The 21,756-nt window shown below is 63.2% G+C and carries 9 protein-coding genes; 3 read left to right on the top strand and 6 right to left on the bottom strand.

What is annotated here, in order from left to right; all coding sequences use genetic code 11:
* Positions 1-90 precede the first annotated feature (90 nt).
* The 4 genes from ABIE16_RS04150 to ABIE16_RS04135 form a co-directional block, all read right to left on the bottom strand.
* Entirely contained in the window at positions 91-318 is a 228-nt protein-coding gene (locus tag ABIE16_RS04150; RefSeq protein WP_057713869.1) for an MbtH family protein, read from the bottom strand.
* An 81-nt stretch (positions 319-399) separates the two neighbouring features.
* The gene (locus ABIE16_RS04145) at positions 400-1,800 is read right to left on the bottom strand and encodes an aspartate aminotransferase family protein (protein WP_429520597.1); all 1,401 of its coding nucleotides are present in this window, start codon (positions 1,798-1,800) and stop codon (positions 400-402) included.
* A 197-nt stretch (positions 1,801-1,997) separates the two neighbouring features.
* Complete coding sequence (locus ABIE16_RS04140; protein ID WP_150812323.1) at positions 1,998-3,323, bottom strand: ATP-binding protein; 1,326 nt, start codon at positions 3,321-3,323, stop codon at positions 1,998-2,000.
* Positions 3,320-4,000, bottom strand: coding sequence for a response regulator (locus ABIE16_RS04135; protein WP_057713866.1), 681 nt, complete (start codon positions 3,998-4,000; stop codon positions 3,320-3,322). Before ABIE16_RS04135 ends, ABIE16_RS04140 begins: the two co-directional genes overlap by 4 nt.
* 154 nt (positions 4,001-4,154) lie before the next feature.
* Between ABIE16_RS04135 and dsbD the strand changes: the two genes are divergently transcribed.
* From dsbD to dsbG, 3 genes are read left to right on the top strand one after another with little or no spacing between them, the layout of a single operon-like run.
* Positions 4,155-5,891, top strand: a complete 1,737-nt coding sequence (gene dsbD / locus ABIE16_RS04130) for a protein-disulfide reductase DsbD (RefSeq protein WP_340313414.1) — start codon at positions 4,155-4,157, stop codon at positions 5,889-5,891.
* Positions 5,891-6,745: a TlpA disulfide reductase family protein gene (locus ABIE16_RS04125; RefSeq protein ID WP_218494483.1), complete on the top strand. Its 855-nt coding sequence runs from the start codon at positions 5,891-5,893 to the stop codon at positions 6,743-6,745. Before dsbD ends, ABIE16_RS04125 begins: the two co-directional genes overlap by 1 nt.
* Complete coding sequence (gene dsbG / locus ABIE16_RS04120) at positions 6,721-7,488, top strand: thiol:disulfide interchange protein DsbG (protein ID WP_057713862.1); 768 nt, start codon at positions 6,721-6,723, stop codon at positions 7,486-7,488. Before ABIE16_RS04125 ends, dsbG begins: the two co-directional genes overlap by 25 nt.
* A 117-nt stretch (positions 7,489-7,605) precedes the next feature.
* Here the strand turns inward: dsbG and ABIE16_RS04115 are convergent, their stop codons facing one another.
* On the bottom strand, positions 7,606-8,418 hold the full coding sequence (locus ABIE16_RS04115) for an alpha/beta fold hydrolase (protein ID WP_218494482.1): 813 nt from the start codon (positions 8,416-8,418) through the stop codon (positions 7,606-7,608).
* Between the two features lie 211 nt (positions 8,419-8,629).
* On the bottom strand, positions 8,630-21,628 hold the full coding sequence (locus tag ABIE16_RS04110; protein ID WP_429520596.1) for a non-ribosomal peptide synthetase: 12,999 nt from the start codon (positions 21,626-21,628) through the stop codon (positions 8,630-8,632).
* Positions 21,629-21,756 lie beyond the last annotated feature (128 nt).

Here is a 21,756-nt window from a genome sequence, read left to right as displayed (position 1 = left end):
CGAAGGCGGCCGGACAGACAACACAAATGCACGACATGAAAAAGCCCGCTGACTGTCACCAGTCCAGCGGGCTTCTTTTTGCATGACGGATCAGTGCGCCACAGCCGCCTGCTCGTCCATCTTCTGCCGCAGGCTCAATGGACGCATGTCGGTCCAGGTTTCTTCGATGTAGGCCAGGCATTCCTTTTTCAGCCCGCTTTTACCCACGGTGCGCCAGCCTTGTGGCACGGCTTTGTAGTCGGGCCAGATCGAGTATTGCTCTTCGTGGTTGACCACGACCTGAAAGAGGATGTCCTCGCGGTCGAATACTGACGTCATGCTGTCTCTCCATCGTTTTCGGGCGGGTTGCGTTGTGCACGCAACCGTTATGTAGAAGGAACGATCCGCAGGGCGGAAAATTTAAGGATGGGCCGTGGCGGCGGCCAGGGCTCGCCCGAAAATCTCGGCCACGCGATCGATTTGCGCAGCGGTAATCACCAGTGGCGGCAGGAAGCGCACCACCGCGCCGTGGCGGCCACCGAGTTCCAGGATCAAGCCACGCTTGAGGCATTCGCGCTGCACCAGGGGTGCCAGACGGGCGAAAGCCGGCGGATGGCCTTGGGCATCCAGCGCGCCCGTCGGGTCCACCAGTTCGACGCCGAGCATCAAGCCACGTCCGCGGATGTCCCCCAGTTGCGGGAAGTCCCGCTGCAGGATGCGCAGGTGCTCGGCCAGACGCTCGCCCATCGCGGCGGCATGCTCGCAGACCTTGTGTTCGACCAGATAACGCATCACCGCGCAACCGGCGGCCATGGCCATCTGGTTGCCACGGAACGTCCCGGCATGGGCGCCCGGCAGCCAGGTGTCGAGCCAGTCGCGATAGACCACCACCGCCAGCGGCAGGCTGCCACCGATGGCCTTGGACATCACCACGACATCGGGAATGATCCCGGCATGCTCGAAGGCGAACATCTTGCCGGTGCGGGCGAAGCCACTCTGGATTTCGTCGACGATCAGCGCGACACCCGCCTGTTCAGTGATCCGCCGCACACCGCGCAACCAGTCCAGATCCGCCGGAATCACCCCGCCCTCGCCCTGCACCACTTCCACGATCACCGCCGCCGGCAATTGCACACCAGCTTCGGGATCATTGAACAGGTTTTCCAGGTAACTCAGGTTGGCTTTGACCCCTTGCGCGCCGCCGAGCCCGAACGGGCAGCGGTAATCGTAGGGGTACGGCATGAACTGCACGCCGCTGCCGAGCAAGGCGCCCAAGGGCTTTTTCGGCCCCAGACTGCCCATCAGGCTCAACGCGCCCTGACTCATGCCGTGATAGCCACCCTGGAACGAGATCACGGTGCTGCGACCAGTGGCGGTACGCACCAGTTTCAGTGCCGCTTCCACGGCGTCGGTGCCGGTCGGGCCGCAAAACTGGATCTTCGCTTCAGCGGCCAGGGCAGGCGGCAGCAGCCCGAACAGATCCTGGACGAACCGGTCCTTGACCGGCGTGGTCAGGTCCAGGGTGTGCAGCGGCAGCTCATCGGCCAGCACTTGCTGGATGGCTTCGATCACCACCGGGTGGTTGTGCCCCAGGGCCAGGGTTCCGGCTCCGGCCAGGCAATCGATGAAGGTGCGGCCTTCGACATCTTCGACGTAGATGCCCTTGGCGCGCTTGAGTGCCAGGGGAATGCGTCGCGGATAGCTGCGGGCGTTGGATTCCTGCCGGCTCTGACGGGCGAGCAATGGCGATTCGTTGAATTGATAAAGCGTCTCGGCGGACGTCGCCGGCTGCTCTTCGATAAGGTTGGTAGCGACTGACATCTCTCGACCCCTCAATAAGGTTTTCCTGTTCTGGAAACGCATCAGCGCTTGAGGGATTTAGGCGGTAACCCGGAAACCTTTGCAGGAGCGAGCTCTGCTCGCGATGGACTCAAGAACAGCGCGTGCATTCAGAAAGCACGCGTTATCGTTATCGACCATCGCGAGCAAGCTCGCTGCTACAGGGGAGGTGGTGTTTTTCAGACCGGTTGCAGCGGCATCGTCAGCTCAACCCGCAAGCCGTCCGGCCGGCTATCGAAATGCAGCGTGCAACCGCAACGCTGAACGATGGCCTGCACAATCGCCAGCCCCAGACCACATCCGGTGCTCTGACCGTTGCGCCAGAAGCGCTGGGTCAGGTGTTGCAGATCTTCTTCGGCAATCCCCGGCCCATGGTCGCGCACCACAAACTGCACACGATTGCCGGTGGTTTCCAGGCTCAACTCCACCGCTTTGTCGGCGGGAGTATGGCGCAGTGCGTTGTCGAGCAAGTTGCGCAGCGCGGCAATCGACAGCACGGCGGGCATTTGTACCGGCGCGGCGGAAACCTTGCCCGGCGCCTGAAACCTGATGCGCTGGCGATCGCCGCTTGCCGCGTCCTGGATCGCCAGTTTCGCCACTTGTTCGGCGTTGCACTGCACACCGTCGTCGAATGACAGGCTGCCCTCGACGCGCGCCAACAACAGTAATTGTTCGAGGGTCCGGTGCATGCGGTCGGCGCCCTCTTCGGCCCGGGCCAGGGACTGGTCCCGGGCGCTGCCTTGCGTCATCCGCGCCACTTGCAGGTGGGTCTTGATCGCGGTCAGCGGGCTGCGCAGTTCGTGGGCCGCGTCTCCGGTCAGGCGACGTTCGCGCTCGATGGTCTTGCCGATGCGCTGGAGCAACTGGTTCTGGGTTTCCAGCAAGGGTTGCAGCTCGCTGGGCAGTGGCTGGATCTGCAAGGGTTCGAGGGAGTCGGCGCTACGGCGCATCAAGGCATCGCGCATGCGGTTGAGCGGCGCCAGCCCCTGGCCGATGCCCAGCCAGAGCAAACACAGGCAACCGAGCAGCGCCACGCCCACCGGCACCGAAGCGGCCAGCAGGATCGACATGTTCAACGCCTCACGCTCGATCTGCCGGTCAGCGGTGGTGATGCGCAGATCGCCCCGGGCCAATGTGAAACTGCGCCACGGCGCGCCGTCGATCATCTGATCGTGAAACCCGAGTTTCTCGGCCTCCAGGGTCTGCTGCGGATCGGAGTGACTGCGGGCAAGGATTTCGCCGCGCAACGAGCTGACCTGGCACGCCATGCCACCCGGAATGTTCAGCTGTTCGGCACTGAAGTGGGTGCCCTCGCCCTTGCTCGGCACGGGCGGCAGTTGCTCCATCAGGCCGGCGACCATGCGTGCCGAGGCCACCAGGCGCTGGTCGAGGGAAAACATCATTTGATTGCGCAGATCGCTGAGCATCCAGGCCGCGGCCAGGGCCCAGATCAAGGCAAATGCGGCGCCGAGCGTCAGACTCAGGCGCAAACGCAGACTCATCACTTCGATTTTTCTCCGCCATCAGCCGGCCCCAGGCGATAGCCCAGACCGCGCACGGTCTCGACAATGCCATTGCCGAGCTTGCGCCGCAGGTGATGGATATGGACGTTAAGGGCGTTGCTTTCCAGTTCGTCGTTGAAACCGTAGACGCTGTCCTTGAGTTGCTCGGTGGACAACACACGGCCACGGTTATGCAGCAAGGCTTGCAGCAATGACTGCTCACGGCGCGACAGGTCCACCGGCTGCCCCGCGAGCGTGGTTTCGCGGCTGCTCGGGTCGTAGGTCAGGGCACCATGCTCGATCAGGTTGACGCTGCGCCCCGCCACCCGCCGCAACAGCGTGTGCAAGCGTGCAGCGAGTTCGCGCAAGTCGAACGGTTTGAGCAGATAGTCGTCGGCACCGGCTTGCAGGCCATCGACGCGATCAGTAACCGAGTCCCGGGCAGTGAGGATCAAAACCGGCAACTCCAGGCCTTGATGGCGCAACTGCTGCAGCAGCTTGAGGCCATCCTCGTCCGGCAACCCAAGGTCGAGCACCATCACGTCGAACTCCGCCACCTTGAGCATCGCCCGGGCGGCGGACGCCGTGGCGACGTGTTCCACGGTCAGGCCCTGGGCGGTCAGGCCGGCGACGATACCGCTGGCGATCAATTCATCGTCTTCGCAAACCAGTACGTGCATGGGGAGCCTCGTAGAAATAAAGCCTATTAAGCCGTTGACCGATTAAGTCGACATTATGCCGCAAGCGCCACCGCCACAAGGCCGGGGCGGTTAATCATCGGTTAATCGCCACCCGCCACTGTGCACCTCATTAGCAAAGGACAAAGGCTTATCCATGCGTCGTCTGTTTTTACTTTTTACTCTCTTGATCGTGGGCCTGGCCCAGGCGGGAACCAATCCGTTCGACACCAAACCTGAATTTCTCCCGGTTGATAAAGCCTTCGCGTTCACCTCTGAACGTCTGGAATCCGGTGAAACCCAGCTCTATTGGCAGATCACCGACGGCTATTACCTGTATCAGAAACGCTTGAAGTTCGATGGATTACCTGTCGGGCAACATCCCCCGCTACCGGAAGGTGAAGCCCACAGCGACGAGTTTTTCGGTGAACAGCAAGTCTACCGTCAGGGCCTGGAACTGAAAATTCCGGCGGGTGCCAGCGGTCAGGTCAAGGTCAGTTACCAGGGCTGCGCCGATGCCGGCTTGTGTTATCCGCCACAAACCAGAGTCGTGGACCTGGGCAATACCAATGCATTGAATGCGGCCACTGAAGCGCCGGACCAGGCGCTGGCCAGCAGCCTGCAACAACGGGCGCTGGGCTGGAGCCTTGTGCTGTTCTTCGGCCTGGGCCTGTTGCTGGCCTTCACGCCTTGTTCATTGCCGATGCTGCCGATTCTGGCCGGGTTGATCGTCGGCAGTGGCGCCACGCCCAGACGCGGATTCGCCCTGGCCAGCAGTTATGTGGTCAGCATGGCGCTGGTGTATGCGGCGATGGGTGTCCTGGCCGCCTCCCTCGGGGCGAACCTGCAAGCCTGGTTGCAGAACCCCTGGCTGCTGGGCAGTTTCGCGGCGATTTTCGTGTTGCTGGCGCTGCCGATGTTCGGTTTCTTCGAACTGCAACTGCCGGTGGCCGTGCGTGATCGCCTGGAAAACGTCTCGCGCAATCAACGCGGCGGCAGTCTGATCGGCGCCGGGGTGCTGGGGGCGCTGTCCGGTCTGCTGGTTGGTCCCTGCATGACCGCGCCACTGGCCGGCGCCCTGCTCTACATCGCGCAAAGCGGTAACGCGCTGCATGGCGGATTGATTCTGTTTGCCATGGGCATCGGCATCGGTGTGCCGCTGTTGCTGCTGGTGACCGTCGGCAATCGTTTCATGCCCAAGCCAGGCGCCTGGATGAACCTGGTCAAAGGCATTTTCGGCTTCCTGTTCCTCGCCACCGCATTGTTGATGCTGCGTCCGGTGCTCGACGAATCCCTGTGGGTCGGCTTGTGCGGTGCGCTGCTGTTGATCGCGGCCTACAGCGCCTGGAAGCAGTCGGAAGGTTTTGGCCGTATCGCGCACCTGTTTGGCGCCAGTTCGTTACTGCTCGGTTTATGGGGTGGCCTGTTGGTGATCGGTGCAGCCGGTGGCGGCGATGATCCGTTCAAGCCATTGCAGGTCTACCGCGCCTCGAACCAGGCTGTGGCCGCCGTGCCGGTTGGCCACGATGCCTTCATCACCATCAAGGATCCGCAGGCACTGCAACGGGAACTCGACGCCGCACAGGCTCAGGGTCAGTGGGTGCTGCTGGACTACTACGCCGACTGGTGCGTGTCGTGCAAGGTCATGGAGAAACAGGTCTTCGGCAAAACCCGTGTCCTCGAGGCTTTGAGCGATGTGCGCTTGCTGCGACTGGACGTCACCGCCGACAATGCCGCCAGCCGTGAACTGCTCGGCCGTTACCAAGTGCCAGGGCCACCGAGCCTGCTATGGATTGGTGTGGACGGTGAAGAGCGGCGCAGCCAGCGCATCACCGGCGAGGTCGATGCCGATACATTCCTGCAACGCTGGACCACCACCCGAGACGCCCGTTAATGCTGACTTTCACCCTCGGCACCTTTGCCATCGCGCTCAATCACCTGCTGTTGATCAGTGCGCTGGCGCTGGCCACTTTTGTCGGCTGGCGGGTCGCCAAGCGTGGTAGTGAAAACCCTGAGTCGGTGCTGTTCAGCCTGTTTCTGATGGGCATGCTGGCAGCCCGAATCAGTTTCGTGGCGGCCTATTGGGTGCACTATCGCAACGATCCGTGGCAGGTCATCGACCTGCGCGATGGCGGTTTCCTCGCCTGGCCGGGGGTCGTGGTCGTTTTGCTCGCCACGCTGTATCGCGGCTGGCGTCGCCCGGGTCTGCGCCGTCCATTGGGCTTTGGCGTGGCCAGTGGCCTGGCGTTCTGGCTGTTGGCGACGTTCTCCCTGTCGATTTATGAACAAGGCACACGCCTGCCGGAAATCACCCTGCGCAACGCCGCTGGCGAAACCGTGCAACTGGCCGACTACAAGGGAGGCCCGTTGGTGATCAATCTCTGGGCCACCTGGTGCCCGCCGTGCCGCCGGGAAATGCCGGTGCTGGAAAACGCCCAGCAACAACGGCCGGACCTGACGTTCCTGTTCGTCAATCAGTCAGAAAGCATGCAAAGCGTCGCGATCTTTCTGGAAACCCAGGGCCTGAGCCTGTCCAACGTGCTGTTCGACGGCAGTGGGCGTCTGAGCCAGGCCGTCGGTTCCATGGCATTGCCGACTACGCTGTTCTACAACCCCGAGGGTCGCCTGCTGGGCAGCCATCTGGGCGAGTTGTCGGAAGCCAGCCTGGCCCGCGCGCTGGAAAACTTCGACACCGTACCCGCCACCTCTTCAAGGAAACTGCCATGCCCCGCCTCCGCCACCTGCTGACCCTGAGCCTTGGTGCTGCCCTGTTGCACCTGCCATCGGTGCAGGCCGAAGAGTTGCCCGATGCCATCAAGAAAATCGAGGCCAAAGGCGCGAAAATCGTCGGCCAGTTCGACGCCCCCGACGGCTTGCGTGGTTATGCCGCGCAATACCAGAACCGCGGCATGGCGCTGTACCTGACCCCGGATGGCAAACACGTGTTGCTGGGCAACCTGTATGACGCCGAAGGCAATGACCTGAGCAGCGCACCTTTGCAGAAACTGGTGTATGCACCGATGGCCAAGGAAGTCTGGGCCAAGTTCGAAACCAGCAACTGGATCGGCGACGGCAAGAAGGATGCGCCGCGCGTGGTGTACCTGTTCAGTGACCCGAACTGCCCGTACTGCAACATGTTCTGGGAACAGGCCCGGCCGTGGGTCAAGGCCGGCAAGGTGCAGTTGCGCCACATCATGGTGGGCATCATCCGCGAAGACAGCCCCGGAAAATCCGCCGCGCTGCTCGCCGCCAAAGACCCGGAAAAAGCCCTGCAGGATCACGAAGCCGCTGGCAAGGAGAGTTCGCTCAAGGCCTTGAAGGAAGTGCCGCCGGCGATTCAGGCAAAGTTCGCGGCCAACATGCAATTGATGGAAGAGCTGGAGTTGCAGGCGACGCCGGCGATTTTCTACATGGATGACAAGGGCAATCTGCAACAGCAGCAAGGCGCTCCGTCGCCGGACAAACTGGCGAAGATTCTCGGGCCGAAGTGACTTTTCCCCTTACAGGGTAGAGACAGCACTGACGCCATCGCGAGCAAGCTCGCTCCTACAGGGGAAGGTGATTACCTGTGGGAGCGAGCTTGCTTGCGATGGCGTCGGTAGATTCGACTAATTTCTGTCGGCCAAAAATGCCAACAAGGTTTCAGTCACAAACCCAGGGTTCTCCAGATTGGAAATATGCCCCGCCTCCGGCACCAGCACCCACGGGCAGCCAATCAACTCAGCCATTTCACGGGCTTCACCCGGTGGCCGAGGCTTGTCCTGATCGCCGCACATCACCAGTGTGGTCGCTGCGTCCAGTTCGCCCAGACGCGATAACTGGTCATCGCGCCCAAATGTAATCCGCCCCATCGGCGCGATGCTTTCACGCAGGCGATCCGCGGGTTGAGCCGCGAGGGAAGCACGAAAATCCCGGTAGAGCGCCGACTGCGGATCAATGCCCGGCCGGAAGAAAATCGGCACCACGATATCCAGCAGCGCTGGCGTGATGACACCCGCCTCTTCGATCTGCTTCAACAGTGAAAAGTAGTACTGGCGAGTCGGCTCCGGTTCGGCGCCGGCGTAGGTGTCCATCAGCACCAGTCCGTTGATCCGCTGCGCTGCCGATAAGGCCAGGCGCGCGCCCCACATGCCGCCGACCGACAGGCCGACCAGCGTGACCCGCTCGATGTCCAGATGATCGAGCAGGACCAGGGCCTGACGCGCCAGGTCATCCAGCGACGTCGTACCGACAGGCAACGGCCCGGATTGGCCGTGCCCCCACAGGTCCAGGGCTATCACACGATACTGTTGCGAGAGCGCGGCAATCTGCGGCGCCCACATGGCCTGGTCCCACAGGTAACTACCGGCCAGCAGCACCGCCGGGCCGGTACCTTGATCGATGTAGTGGAGGGCTTGTCCGTCTATCGTTACGAAGGGCATCGGCTGTCTCCGCGAGCACAAAGGGAGCCCGAAGACTGAGCGGCTGACGGATCGCAGTCAATCGCGAGAATGTATGCGTTTGTACAACCGCCATCGCGGGCAAGTCGGATCGCCGCTCCCACAGGGATTTACGCTGATCACAAATGATGTGTTCACCACCCACTGTGGGAGCGAGCTTGCTCGCGATTGGGCCAGTACTGACGCCAGGGATTCAAAGTCCCTCCAGCTCCGCCATCAGGTCATTCAAGCGATCCACTTTCTCCTCGGTGAGCTCGCTGGCCGTCAACCCGTCGATGTACCGGGCCAGTTCTTCCACCGTGCTGCATTCGAACATCGCCCGCAGCGGCACATCCCGTTGCAGGGATTTCTGCACCCGCGAGGCGATTTGCGTGGCCAGCAGCGAATGCCCGCCCAACTCGAAGAAATTGTCGCGAACGCCCACTCTCTCGACCTTCAGTACCTCGGCCCAAATGTCTGCCAGGGTCTGCTCCAGCTCATTGCGCGGCGTCTGGTAATCCTGGCTTTGCAATTGACCGATCTCCAACGTCGGCAGTGCCTTGCGGTCCAGTTTACCGTTGGCGTTGAGCGGCAGCTTGTCCAGCCATAACCAGTGCAGCGGCACCATGTATTCCGGCAGTTCGGCGCGCAGGCGTTGCTTGATGCACTCCAGGCGTTCAGCCGGATCGAGCGCAACATCCGCCGCGACCAGATAGCCCACCAGGTGCTTGCCGTTCGCCCCGTCCTGCACACCCACCGCCGCATCGCGGACTTGCGGTAGTTCGTGCAGGCGAGCTTCGATTTCACCGAGCTCGATGCGGTAACCGCGGATCTTCACCTGATGGTCGACCCGGCCGACATATTCCAGAACGCCGTCACTGCGACGGCGGGCCAGGTCGCCGGTGCGATACAGGCGCTCACCCGGTGCGCCAAACGGGTTCGGCACAAACACCGGTGCCGTGCGCAGCGGATCGCTGACATAGCCGCGACCGACCCCGGTCCCCGCCACGCACAGTTCACCCACCGCGCCCAGCGGCACCAGTTCCAGCGCTCCGTCGAGCAGGTACAATTTGTTGTTGTCAGTCGGCGTACCAATCGGCAGGTAGCTGCCGCGAGTCGAAGCCATATCGACGCGGAAGAACGCCACGTCATCCGAGCACTCCGCCGGGCCATAGGCATTCACCAGGCCGATCTGCGGATAGCGCAGCAACCATTGATGCGCCAGTTCCGGCGGCATCGCCTCCCCCGTCGGCAACATCCAGCGCAGGCCATCGAGGCTCATGCGTTCCTGGGCGAGCATGCCCTGGATCAGCGAAGGCACGCTTTCCAGCACGGTGATGCCCTGGCTTTGCACATGGGCCAGCAAACCCTGGGGATCGTGGGCAATGGTGTTCGGCACGATGTCCACCCGGGCGCCGAATAACGGCGCGGCGAGGAACTGCCACACGGAAATGTCGAAGCTTTGCGAAGCGGTTTGGGCGATCACGTCGGCGTCGCTCAGGTTCAGGTACGGCACCTTGCTCAATTGGTTGTTGAGCATGCCGCGTTGTTCGACCATCACGCCTTTGGGCAAACCGGTGGAACCAGAGGTGTAGATCACATAGGCGAGGTTGTCCGGACCACTGTAGACACCAGGATTGTCCGCCGACAGCGCAAGGGCCTGGACTTCTTCCCAGACCAGCAGCCGTGGCCGGCTGGAGCAGCCGAACTCCTCGAGCAAGGCTTGCGCCTGCTCACGACAGGCTTGCGTGCACACCAGCAATGGCGTGCGGCTCAGATCGATGATCCGGCTCAGACGCTGACTCGGCAAACCCGGATCCAGCGGCAGGTAACCCGCCCCTGCCTTGAAGCTGCCGATGATCATGCCCAGCAAGTCGAGGCTGCGTTCTGCCAGCAAGGCCACCGGTTGATCGCGCCCGACACCGGCGGCGATCAATGCATGACCGAGGCGGTTGCTGCGCTGGTTCAGCTCCAGATAACTGTATTGCCGGTCCAGACAACTGGCGGCAATTCGCAGTGGATGCCGGGCGACCTGCGTTTCGAACAATGAAACGTAGCTCTGCTCCAGCGGGTAATCGTGTTCGCTCTGGTTGCAGCCATGGATGAGGAAGTCCTGCTCCTCAGTCCCCAGCAACGGCAGGTCGGCCATGTCGCCATGGAAACCTTCCACCAATGCCAGCAGCAGACGCTTGAACTCAGCGAGCATGCGCTCGACCGTGGCCTCATCGAAGTAGCGTTGGTCGTAGGACAGGTGCAAGCCCAGGTCATCGCCCGGATAGCACACGGCCGTGAGCGGGAAGTTGGTATGGGTTCGGCCCGAGTCCGAGGTCGCGTTGAGGCTCTGCGCACGGTCGAGCACCGAGACTTCCACCGGGGCGTTTTCGAACACGAACAGGCTGTCGAACAGCGGCTGGCCTTTGGGCAGTTCGCTTTGCTCCTGGATGTTCACCAGTGGCAGGTATTCGTATTCACGCAGTTGCATATTGTTGTCGAGCAGACCGGTGAGCCACTGGCGCACGCTGCATCGCTGGCCGTCCTCAGGCATTTTCACCCGCAGCGCGATGCTGTTGATGAACAGGCCGACGGTGCGCTGCATCTGCGGCATGTCCACCGGACGCCCGGCCACGGTGACGCCGAACAGCACGTCGCGATCACCGCTCAAGCGCCGCAGCACCAGCGCCCACGCTGCCTGGGCAAAGGTGTTGATGGTCAACTGATGGGCCTGGGCCAGTTCGCGCAATTGCGCACCGTCACGGGCATCGAGCCTTGTATAGCGGTCGCCGACGATCATGCCGCCGCTGTCGCCGGCATGTTCACGCAGCAATGGCCGGTCGCTCGGGATCGGCGTGGTCCGTTCGAACCCCTGCAGGTTGGTTTTCCACCACTGCCGTGCTTCGGCCAGGCTCTGATGCTGCAGCCAACCGATGTAGTCGCGATAACGTGGTGGTACCTCCAGCTGCGCTTCCCGGCCTTCGCCGAGGGCGCTGTAGATCTCGAAGAAATCATTCATCAGCAGCGAACGGCACCAGGCATCGATGAGGATGTGGTGGTTGCTCATCATGAACCAGTAGCGCGCCGCGCCCACACGGATCAAACGCAAGTGGAACGGCGCCTGGTTGAGCAGATCGAACCCGGCCTCGCGTTCGGTCTTGAGCAAGATTTGCAGCTTCGGCTCTTGCTCGACTTCGGCGAGATTGCTCCAGTCGAGGTATTCGATCGGCGTGCTGCCCGGTTTGTGGATCACTTGCAGCATGTCTTCGCCGACGTTCCAGCAAAACGACGCGCGCAACGCTTCGTGGCGGGCGATCACCGCTTGCCAGGCCTTTGCGAAACGCTGCGGGTCGAGTTCGCTGTTGATGCGGTAGCGGTCCTGCATGTAGTACAGGCCGGTGCCCGGCTCCAGCAAGGTGTGCAGCAGCATGCCTTCCTGCATCGGGGTCAACGGGTAGACGTCTTCGATGACGGCGGCCGGGACCGGCAGCGCATCCAGTTGAGTCTGGCTGAGATTCGCCAGCGGGAAGTCCGACGGCGTCAGGCCACCCGCGTCGTCGCGCAGGCAATGCTCAATCAGGCTGTTCAACTCACCGAGGTAGGCATCGGCCAACTCGTCGATGGTTTGCCCATCGAAGCGTTCGGCGCTGAAAGTCCAGCGCAGTACCAGTTCACCGCCATACACCTGACCGTCGACGCTCAGCTCGTTGGGCAACGGGGCATTGGCATCGTGGGCCGCACCAATGGCTTCATCCAGTGGATGGAACAGCGCGTCCGCCCCGAAGCTCTGGTCGAACTGGCCGAGGTAGTTGAAGGTAATCGGCGCCACCGGCAACTGCGCCATGCGGTGGCGGCTCAGGTCATCGGCCAGGTAACGCAGCACGCCATAGCCCAGGCCTTTGTGCGGCACGGCACGCAATTGCTCCTTGATCGCCTTGATCGACACGCCCTGCCCGGCGGCTTCTTCGATGTTCAGCGGCGTCAGGCGCAGTGGGTAGGCGCTGGTGAACCAGCCGACGGTGCGGGTCAGGTCGATCTCGTCGAACAGCGCTTCGCGGCCGTGGCCTTCCAGTTGAATCAGCGCCGATGGCTGACCGCTCCAGCGGCACAGCACGCGGGCCAATGCGGTCAGCAGCAAGTCGTTGACCTGGGTGCGATAGGCACTCGGTGCCTGTTGCAGCAACTGCCGGGTACGCTCGCTGTCGAGGCGCACGCTGACGGTTTGCGCATGACGATTCTGCCGCCCGCCAGCGGGGTGATCACAGGGTAAATCGGCAGTGGGCCCGGCCAGGTGCGCCTGCCACCAGCCCAGTTCTTCGCGCAGGGACTCACTGCCGGCGTAGGCTTGCAGCCGTGCGGCCCAGTCCTTGAAGGCGCTGGTTTTCGCCGGCAGTTTCACCGACTGCTGCGCGTCCAGTTGGCGGTACACGGTTTGCAGGTCGTCCAGCAATACGCGCCATGAAACACCGTCGACGACCAAGTGGTGAATCGCGATGAACAGCCGTTGCTGGCCCTCGGGACCATCGACCAGCAACACGCGTATTAGCGGTCCCTCTTCGAGGTCGAGGCTGCGCTGGGCATCGGCGAACAAGGCCACGCATTTGTCCATCGACGAAACGCGCACCTGCCACAGCACCGGCGCCTCGGAAATCGGCTGATGCTGTGCTTGCCAATGACCGGCGACCTTGCTGAAGCGCAGACGCAAGGCGTCGTGCTGTTCGATTACCGCCAGCAGCGCTTGCTCCAGTCGATGGGGCTCCAGAGGTGCGGTCGGTTGCAGCAACAATGCCTGGTTCCAGTGCTGGCGCTGCGGGATGTCGGTGTCGAAGAACCAGTGCTGGATCGGCGTCAGTCCCGACTCGCCCATGATCAGGCCTTGTTCGGCGCTGACCTGCTCGGTGCGGCTGGCCACGGCGGCGAGGGTCTGCACGGTCTGGTGCTGGAACAGGTCGCGAGGGCTGAAGTGAATGCCCTGCTGCCGTGCCCTGCTGACCACCTGGATCGACAGGATCGAGTCACCGCCCAACTCGAAGAAGTTGTCGTTGAGGCCGACCTGTCCGACGTTCAGCACTTCGCACCAGATCTGCGCGAGGCTCACTTCAAGCTCGTTGCTCGGCGCTACGTAGTGATGGCGATTCAGCTCCGGGTCCGGCGCCGGGAGAGCGCGGCGGTCGAGTTTGCCATTGGCGGTCAGCGGCATGCTGCCCAGCAGGATCAGGTGCGTGGGCACCATGTAGTCTGGCAGTTGCGATTTCAGATGCGCCTTGAGGGCCTCGCGCAAGACCGATTGCTGTGCTTCGTTCTGTTCGGCAACGTCAGTCACCAGATAGCCGACCAGTTGCTTGCCACTCGGTGCATCGAGCGCCAGCACAACGGCTTCACGAATCGATTCGTGCTCCAGCAGACGGGTTTCGATCTCGCCCAGTTCGATGCGGAAACCACGAATCTTCACTTGATGGTCGATGCGTCCGAGGTATTCCACCAGGCCGTCGGCGCGCTGGCGCACCAGGTCGCCGGTGCGGTAGATACGTCCGCCGTTGGCGGCAAACGGATCGGCCACAAAGCGCTCCGCGGTCATGCCCGAACGCTGGTGATAACCCTGGGCCAGACCCGCGCCACCGACGTACAACTCGCCCGTCACGCCTTGCGGCACCAACGCCAGGTCGGCGTCGAGAATGTAGGCCACGCGGTCGCCGATGATGCTGCCGATCGGCACGCTGCCGGCGCCCTCTTCCAGCACTTCAGGGGCGAGACTGGCCAGCGGCATGACCACGGTTTCGGTCGGGCCGTAGGCGTTGAAGAACAGACTCGGCTTGAAGGCTGCGCGAATGCGCGCCAGGTGTTCACCGGTCAGCGCTTCGCCGCCGGTGATGATCATGCGCACCGCCAGGGTTTCATTTTGCGTTGCCAGCCATTGCGCCAACTGGCTGCCATAGCTCGGCGTGAATCCGAGGACGTTGATCTGATGACGACGGATCAGGCCACAGATTTCTTCCGCGTCCCACTGCCCTTGAGCCCGCAGCACCACTTGCGCACCGCTGAGCAGCGGCACCAGCAAACGCTCGGTCGCGGCGTCGAAGTTGATCGAATAGAAGTGCAGTTCGCAATCGTCAGGGCGCATGGTGAAACGCTCGATCACCGCGCGGCAGTGCATGGTGATTTCGCCGTGGGATACCACCACGCCTTTCGGTTTGCCGGTCGAACCCGAGGTGTAAATCAGGTAGGCCTGATGCTGCGGCAGGCTGATCAACGGCAATTCGGTGGCCGGGTAATTGGCCAGTGCAGCGGCGTCTTCTTCAAGACACCAGCGGCCAACGGTCGCCGGCAACTCGCCCAGGGCCTTGAACATCGCCGCGTCGCTGAGCAGCAAACCGATGCCGCTGTCATTAATCATGTAATGCAAGCGGTCCAGCGGGTATTCCGGATCCAGCGGCACATAGGCGCCGCCAGCCTTGAGGATCGCCAGCAGGCCGACGACCATCTCCAGCGAGCGCTCCAGTGCCAGCCCCACACGAACCTGCGGTCCGACACCACGCTCGCGCAGCATCCAGGCCAGGCGATTGGCCCGGCCGTCGAGTTCGGCATAGCTCAGGGTTTTCCCGGCGAAGGTCAGGGCCGGAGCGTCCTGGCGCATCAAGGCTTGCTCGGCGAACAGGTGATGGGTGCACTGGTCCAGCCGATGCTCGCCCGGCTCGACGCCGAGGCTGTCGAGCAGATGTTGTTGTTCGCCACACGCCAGCAGCGGCAGTTCGCTCAAGCGCTGCTGCGGATCGGCAATCAGCGCCTCCAGCAGGTTGCGCCAATGCCCGGCCATGCGCGCAATGCGCGGCTCGTCGAACAGATCGGTGCTGTAGGTCAGGCAGCAACCCAGGCGATGGTCCAGGTCGGTGACTTCCAGGTTGAGGTCGAACTTGGTCGCGCGGGCATCGTTGGCCAGGTACTCGACCGTCATGCCGGCCAGGGTGCGGCTTTGCTGGAACTCCCAGCGCTGCACGTTGCACATCACCTGGAACAATGGGTTGTAGGCCGCGCTGCGGGGTGGTTGCAAGGCTTCCACCAGATGATCGAACGGCAGGTCCTGATGGGACTGGCCTTCGATCACCGTGTGACGCACCTGCTCGAACAACTCACCGACGGACATCTGCCCGTCGAGCTGGCAGCGCAGCACCTGTGTGTTGAGGAACGCGCCGATCAGCCCTTCGCTTTCCGGGCGAATGCGGTTGGCCACCGGCGCGCCGATGCGCAGATCGGTCTGGCCGCTGTAGCGGTACAGCAGCGTAGCCAGGGCGGCGGTCATGGTCATGAACAGGGTCAGGCCGTGTCGCGCATTGAAGGCGCGGACCCGTGCCGCGAGGTCGTCGCTCAGGTCAAAGCGATACAACTCACCCTGATGGCTTTGCACCGGCGGACGCGGACGGTCGGCCGGCAACTCCAGCAGCGGGTGTTCGCGGCCCAGTTGCGTTGTCCAGTAATCGAGCTGGCGCTGACGCTCGCCGGACTCCAGCCACTGACGCTGCCACACGCTGTAATCCAGGTACTGCACCGGCAACGGCGCCAGCGGTGATTCACGGTCATCGACGAACGCTTCGTACAGCGCGCTGAGCTCCCGGGCAAAAATGTCCATCGCCCAGCCTTCGGTGACGATGTGGTGCAGGGTCAGAACGAAGTAGTGTTCCTGTTCGGCGGTCTTGACCAGGCAGGCGCGCAGCAAGGGTCCGGTCTCCAGATCGAACGGCTGGTGCGCTTCGTCGTCGGCCAGTTGCTGGACCTGCCACTCGCGGACCTCGGCATCCAGCGCGGTGAAATCCTTCCACGCCATGCGCACGCCGGTCTGCGCGTGTACTTGCTGGCGGGCGACGCCGTCGATGCTCGGGAACGTGGTGCGCAGGGTTTCGTGACGCAGGATCAGGGCTTGCAGCGCGGCCTCGAAGCGCGCCACGTCGAGCACGCCACGCAGCCGCGCCATGCCGCCGACGTTGTAGGCCGGGCTGTCGGGCTCCATCTGCCAGAGGAACCACATGCGCTGCTGGGAATAGGACAGCGGCACCGCCTGCCCGCGGTCGATTTTTTCAATCGGCGGCTGTTTGTTGGTGCTGCCACTGGCCTGGATCAGGCGAACCTGTTCGGCAAACGCACCGAGTTCGCTGTGCTCGAACAGCACCCGCAGCGGCAACTCGACGTCGCAGGCCTGGCGGGTGCGGGAGATGATTTGTGTGGCCAGCAGCGAGTGACCGCCGAGGGCAAAAAAATCATCGCGCAAACCGACTTGCGTCAAACCCAGCACTTCGCGCCAGATGCCGGCGATGCGTTGTTCCAGTTCTGTCACAGGCTCGACGTGCTCGCGAACCTGCCACTGCGGTTCCGGCAACGCGCGGCGGTCGAGCTTGCCGCTCGGGCCGAGGGGCATTTGGTCCAGGCGCATCAGTTGCGCCGGCACCATGTATTCCGGCAGTTCGGCGGCCAATGCGCTTTTCAGGCGCGCGGTTTGCTCGACCTCGTCCCCGGCATTGTCCGCAGCGGTGTAGTAACCGATCAACTGCGCCCCGGCCATGGTGTCGCGCACCAGCACCACGGCTTGCGCAACGCCGTCCTGGGCCAGCAGCCGTGCCTGGATTTCCTCCGGCTCGACCCGGAACCCGCGCAACTTGACCTGTTGATCGAGACGGCCGAGGTATTCGATCACGCCATCCGCCGTCCAGCGCGCCCGGTCGCCGGTGCGATACAGGCGTGCGCCCGGCTCGCCCAACGGATCGACCACGAATCGTTCGGCGGTCAACGCCGGGCGACCGAGGTAACCACGGGCCAAGCCAACGCCGCTGATGCACAACTCACCCGGCACACCGACCGGAACGGGATGCAGGTCGCTGTCGAGCACGCGGCAGATCACATTGCCCAGCGGTCGGCCAATCGGCGAGCGTTCGCCATCGGCGCTGGAGCATTGCCAGTGGGTGACGTTGATCGCGGTTTCGGTCGGTCCGTAGCGATTGTGCAGTTGCACCGCCGGCAGTTGCACCAGCACCCGGTTGCGCAGCTCCGCGGGCAAGGCCTCGCCCCCGGAGAACAGCCGGCGCAGGCTGGTGCATTCAGCACTGAGCGGTTCGTCGATGAACAGCGAAAGCAGCGGCGGCACGAAGTGCAACGTGGTCACGCCGTACGCTTGCACCAGCTGCGCGATGCGATGTGGATCGCGGTGTTCGCCGGGACCGGCGATCAACAGACGTGCGCCTGTGATCAGCGGCCAGAAGCACTCCCACACCGACACGTCGAAACTGATCGGCGCCTTTTGCATCAGCACGTCGGTTTCGTTCAGGCGATAAGTGTCCTGCATCCATTGCAGGCGCTCGGCCAGCGCCGCGTGGGTGTTACCGACGCCTTTGGGCTGGCCGGTGGAACCGGAGGTATAAATCACATAGGCAAGATTGTCGCCGTGCAGATGCAGCCCCGGCGCATGGCTTGGCCAACTGTCCAGGTGCAGGGTGTCCATGGCGATCACACTGACACCCTCGCTGGCCGGCAAGCGCTCGAGCAGTCGGGTATGCGTCAGCAGCAATTGAACACCGCTGTCGCTGAGCATGTAGGCCAGGCGTTCGGCGGGGTAATCCGGGTCCAGCGGCACGTAGGCGCCACCGGCCTTGATGATCGCCAGCAGGCCGATCAGCAGTTGCGGCGAACGCTCGCAGGCGATGGCCACGCAGACGTCCGGGCCGACGCCTTTGTCGCGCAGGTAATGGGCCAGACGGTTGGCCTGGGTGTGGAGTTCGGCGAAGTCCATCTGGCCGCCCTCCCAGATCAACGCCGGGCGCCCAGGTGTCAGCCGGGCTTGTTGGTTGAGCGATTCGGGCAGCCATTGACTGGCCGCTGCGCAGGGTGCGCTGGCCCAGTCCGATTGCTGATGCTGCTCGGCGGCCGTCAACAGCGGCAGGTCACCGATGGCGATGTCCGTTTGCTCGCAGACAGCCCCCAGCAGGTTGCTGAAATGGTCGGCCAGGCGCTCGATGGTCGCGGCGTCGAACAGTTCGTTGGCGTAGTCGAAGGACAAGGTCAGGCGACCGTTGCGGTCTTCTTCGCTGTGCAGCTGCACATCGAACTTGGCTTCGCGGCTATGCCACGGCAACTCTTCGGCCAACAGCCCCGGCAGGCGCTTCAAGGCGCCAAGGTCGCGTTGCTGATGGTTGAACATGACCTGGAACAGGCCCTGTTCACGGGCCTGCGGGAAGGCTTCGAGCAGTTGCTCGAACGGCAGGTCCTGATGCGCTTGCGCACCCAACGCCGCCTGACGGGTCTGCGCCAGCAACTCAACGAATGGCAGACTTGAGTCCACTTCGGCACGCAGCACCTGGGTATTGATGAAGAAGCCGATCAGACCCTGGGTTTCCAGGCGTGGACGGTTGGCATTGGGCACGCCGATGCGGATATCTCGTTGGCCGCTGTAGCGGTGCAACAAGGTCTGGAACGCAGCCAGCAACAACATGAAGACGGTCGATTCATGGGCCTGGGCGGTCTGACGAATCGCATCGCTCAGGGGAGCGCCCAGACGCACGGTGTGGCGAGCGGCGCTGTGCAGTTGTTGTGCTGAGCGTGGATGGTCGGTGGCCAGGCTCAGGGTTGGATGTTCATCACCCAAGCGGTCTTTCCAATAAGCCAGTTGCCGCTCGCCTTCCCCTTGCGCCAACCATTGCCGTTGCCAACTGCCGTAGTCGGCGTACTGCGTCGGCAATGGCGCCAGCACCGCTTGCAAGCCCTGGGAGGCGGACGCATACAGGCGCGAGAACTCGTCGATCAACACATTCAGCGACCAGCCGTCAGCGATGATGTGGTGCAGGGTCACCAACAACTGATGGTCTTCGTCGTCGAGGCGCACCAGCGTCACCCACATCAACGGGCCTTTCTCCAGATCGAACCGGGTCCGTGCTTCGTCCTCGCGGATCTGCTGCGCCCGGGCCTCACGCTCGGCGGCCGGCAGGTCGCTGATGTCGATCAGTTGCAGGTTGAACTCACCCGCCGGATCGACCTGTTGCAGCGCCACGCCATCACGCTCGAAGAATCGTGTGCGCAGGGATTCGTGGCGCTCGATCAACTGCTGGAAACTGGCGCGCAAGGCGTCCTCATCCAGCTCGCCACGCAAGCGCAAGCCGCCAGGAATGTTGTAGGCGCTGCTGTGTGGGTCGAGTTGCCAAGTGATCCACAGGCGGTTTTGTGCCAGGGATTGCGGCATCGGTTGCTGGCGCGACAGTGCCGTGATCGCGCCCTGGGCCAGACCACCGTCCTGTTGCAGACGGGTCACGACATCGGCGAATGCGCCGAGGGTCGGCGCTTCGAACAGCAGGCGCAGGCTCAACTCCAGACCCAACTCTTCCCGCAGACGCGCCACCACTTGCGTCGCTGCAATGGAGTTGCCGCCAAGCAGGAAGAAATGATCGTCGGCGCCCACCTGCGCCACTTGCAACTGCTCACACCAGATACGTGCGATCAAGCTTTGCAGCTCCGATCCCGACTCGCTATTGCCCGTGCTTTCGTTGCTGGCCGACGGGAACACCGCGTAGCTGTCGAGGCTGCCGTCCGCCAGGCGATTGCGACACGCCGAGCGCTGCAATTTACCGCTGGACGTTTTGGGCAGCGCACCCGGATTGAGCAGCACCACCACGCTCGGTGCCTCCTGATACGCCTCGGCGACGGTCTGGCGAATGGCGTTGATCAAGGATTCAGGCGGCAGGATTTTCTGCACGCTGCGGCTGATTTCAGCGGCGATGCCGATGCCTTCCTGACCGTCAACCGTGACGGTGAAGGCGGCGACGCGTCCTTTGCGCACCACTTCCACTTCACGCTCGACAGTCTGCTCGATGTCCTGCGGGTACAGGTTGTGCCCGCGCACGATCAGCATGTCCTTCAGGCGCCCGGTGATAAACAGTTCGCCGTTGCGCAGAAAACCCAGGTCACCGGTGCGCAGCCAGGTCTGCCCGGCGTGCTGGACGAAGGTCTTGGCGGACGCCTCGGGGTTGCGCCAGTAGCCTGAGGCGATGCTCGGCCCGCTGGCCCAGACTTCGCCGACGACGTTGTCGGCCTGTTCGCTGAGCGAGACAGGATCGAAGATCAACACCGCGTGCGCCGGCTGGCTGATACCGCAACTCATGATCGGGCTGCCCTCGCCCGCTTCGATGCGGTTCTGCGCCAGGGCCTGATCGTCTACCCGCAGGTTGCCGATGCCCTGGCCGCGCGCTGTGCCGGCCACGAACAAGGTGGCTTCGGCCAGACCGTAGGAGGCCATGAAACTGTCCGCGGTGAAGCCGCAGGTCGCGAACTTCCCGGCGAAGCGCTCCAGGGTGTCGAGGCGAATCGGTTCGGAACCGGAATACGCCACGCGCCAGCCACTCAGGTCGAGCCGTTCCAGGGCCGACTCGCTGACCCGCTCACTGCACAAGCGATAGGCAAAATCCGGCCCGCCGCTGATGGTGCCGCCGTATTCGCTGATCGCCTCCAGCCAGCGCAATGGCCGACCGAGAAAATACGCCGGGGACATCAACACGCAAGGCACGCCGCTGAAAATCGGCTGCAGCAAGCCGCCGATCAGGCCCATATCGTGATACAGCGGCAGCCAGCTGACGATGACGTCGTCGGGGTTCAGGTCAATGCCGAAACCGTGGCGAATCAGCAATTCGTTGGCCACCAGATTGCCGTGGCTGACTTGCACGCCTTTGGGCAGCGCGGTGGAGCCAGAGGTGTATTGCAGGAAGGCGATGTGATCGTCCTGCAAGTCCACCGCGACCCAGCGCTCGGCCAGTGCACCGTCGAGGGTATCGACACACAACAGCGGCGGCGCGCCGTCGATCTGCTGCAACCCATCGCGCAGCCCGGCGCTGGTCAACAGCAAGCGAGGCTGGGCGTCGCTGATGATCGACAACAGGCGCTCCTGGTGATGACGGCGTGTCGACTCCGGCGGGTAGGCTGGTACCGCGATCACCCCGGCGTACAGGCAACCGAAGAACGCCGCAACGTAATCCGGGCCACTGGGGAACAGCAACACCGCGCGGTCGCCAACATCCGTCCGGGCCTGCAACGCGCCGGCAATCGTCCGTGCCCGCAGATCCAGTTCGCGATAGCTGAGCACCACAGCCTGGTCCGGGGTCTCGGCGAGAAAGCGCAGGGCCACCCGATCCGGCGTCAGCGCCGCGCGGCGCTGAAGGGCTTGGACCATTGTGCTGGGGAGTTCGAACGCGTCGGTCATGAGGTTTCCTGCCTGAATTCGGCTTGGTAGGAGCGAGCCTGCTCGCGAAAATCCGAAGAACGCCGCGGGGTGTCAGGCGCCCATCGTTGACGACCATCGCGAGCGAGCTCGCTCCTACAGGGTGATGA

The sequence above is a fragment of the Pseudomonas sp. 2725 genome, from assembly GCF_050434585.1.
Lineage (GTDB): Bacteria > Pseudomonadota > Gammaproteobacteria > Pseudomonadales > Pseudomonadaceae > Aquipseudomonas > Aquipseudomonas jessenii.
This window is presented reverse-complemented; position numbering and strand designations above follow the sequence as displayed.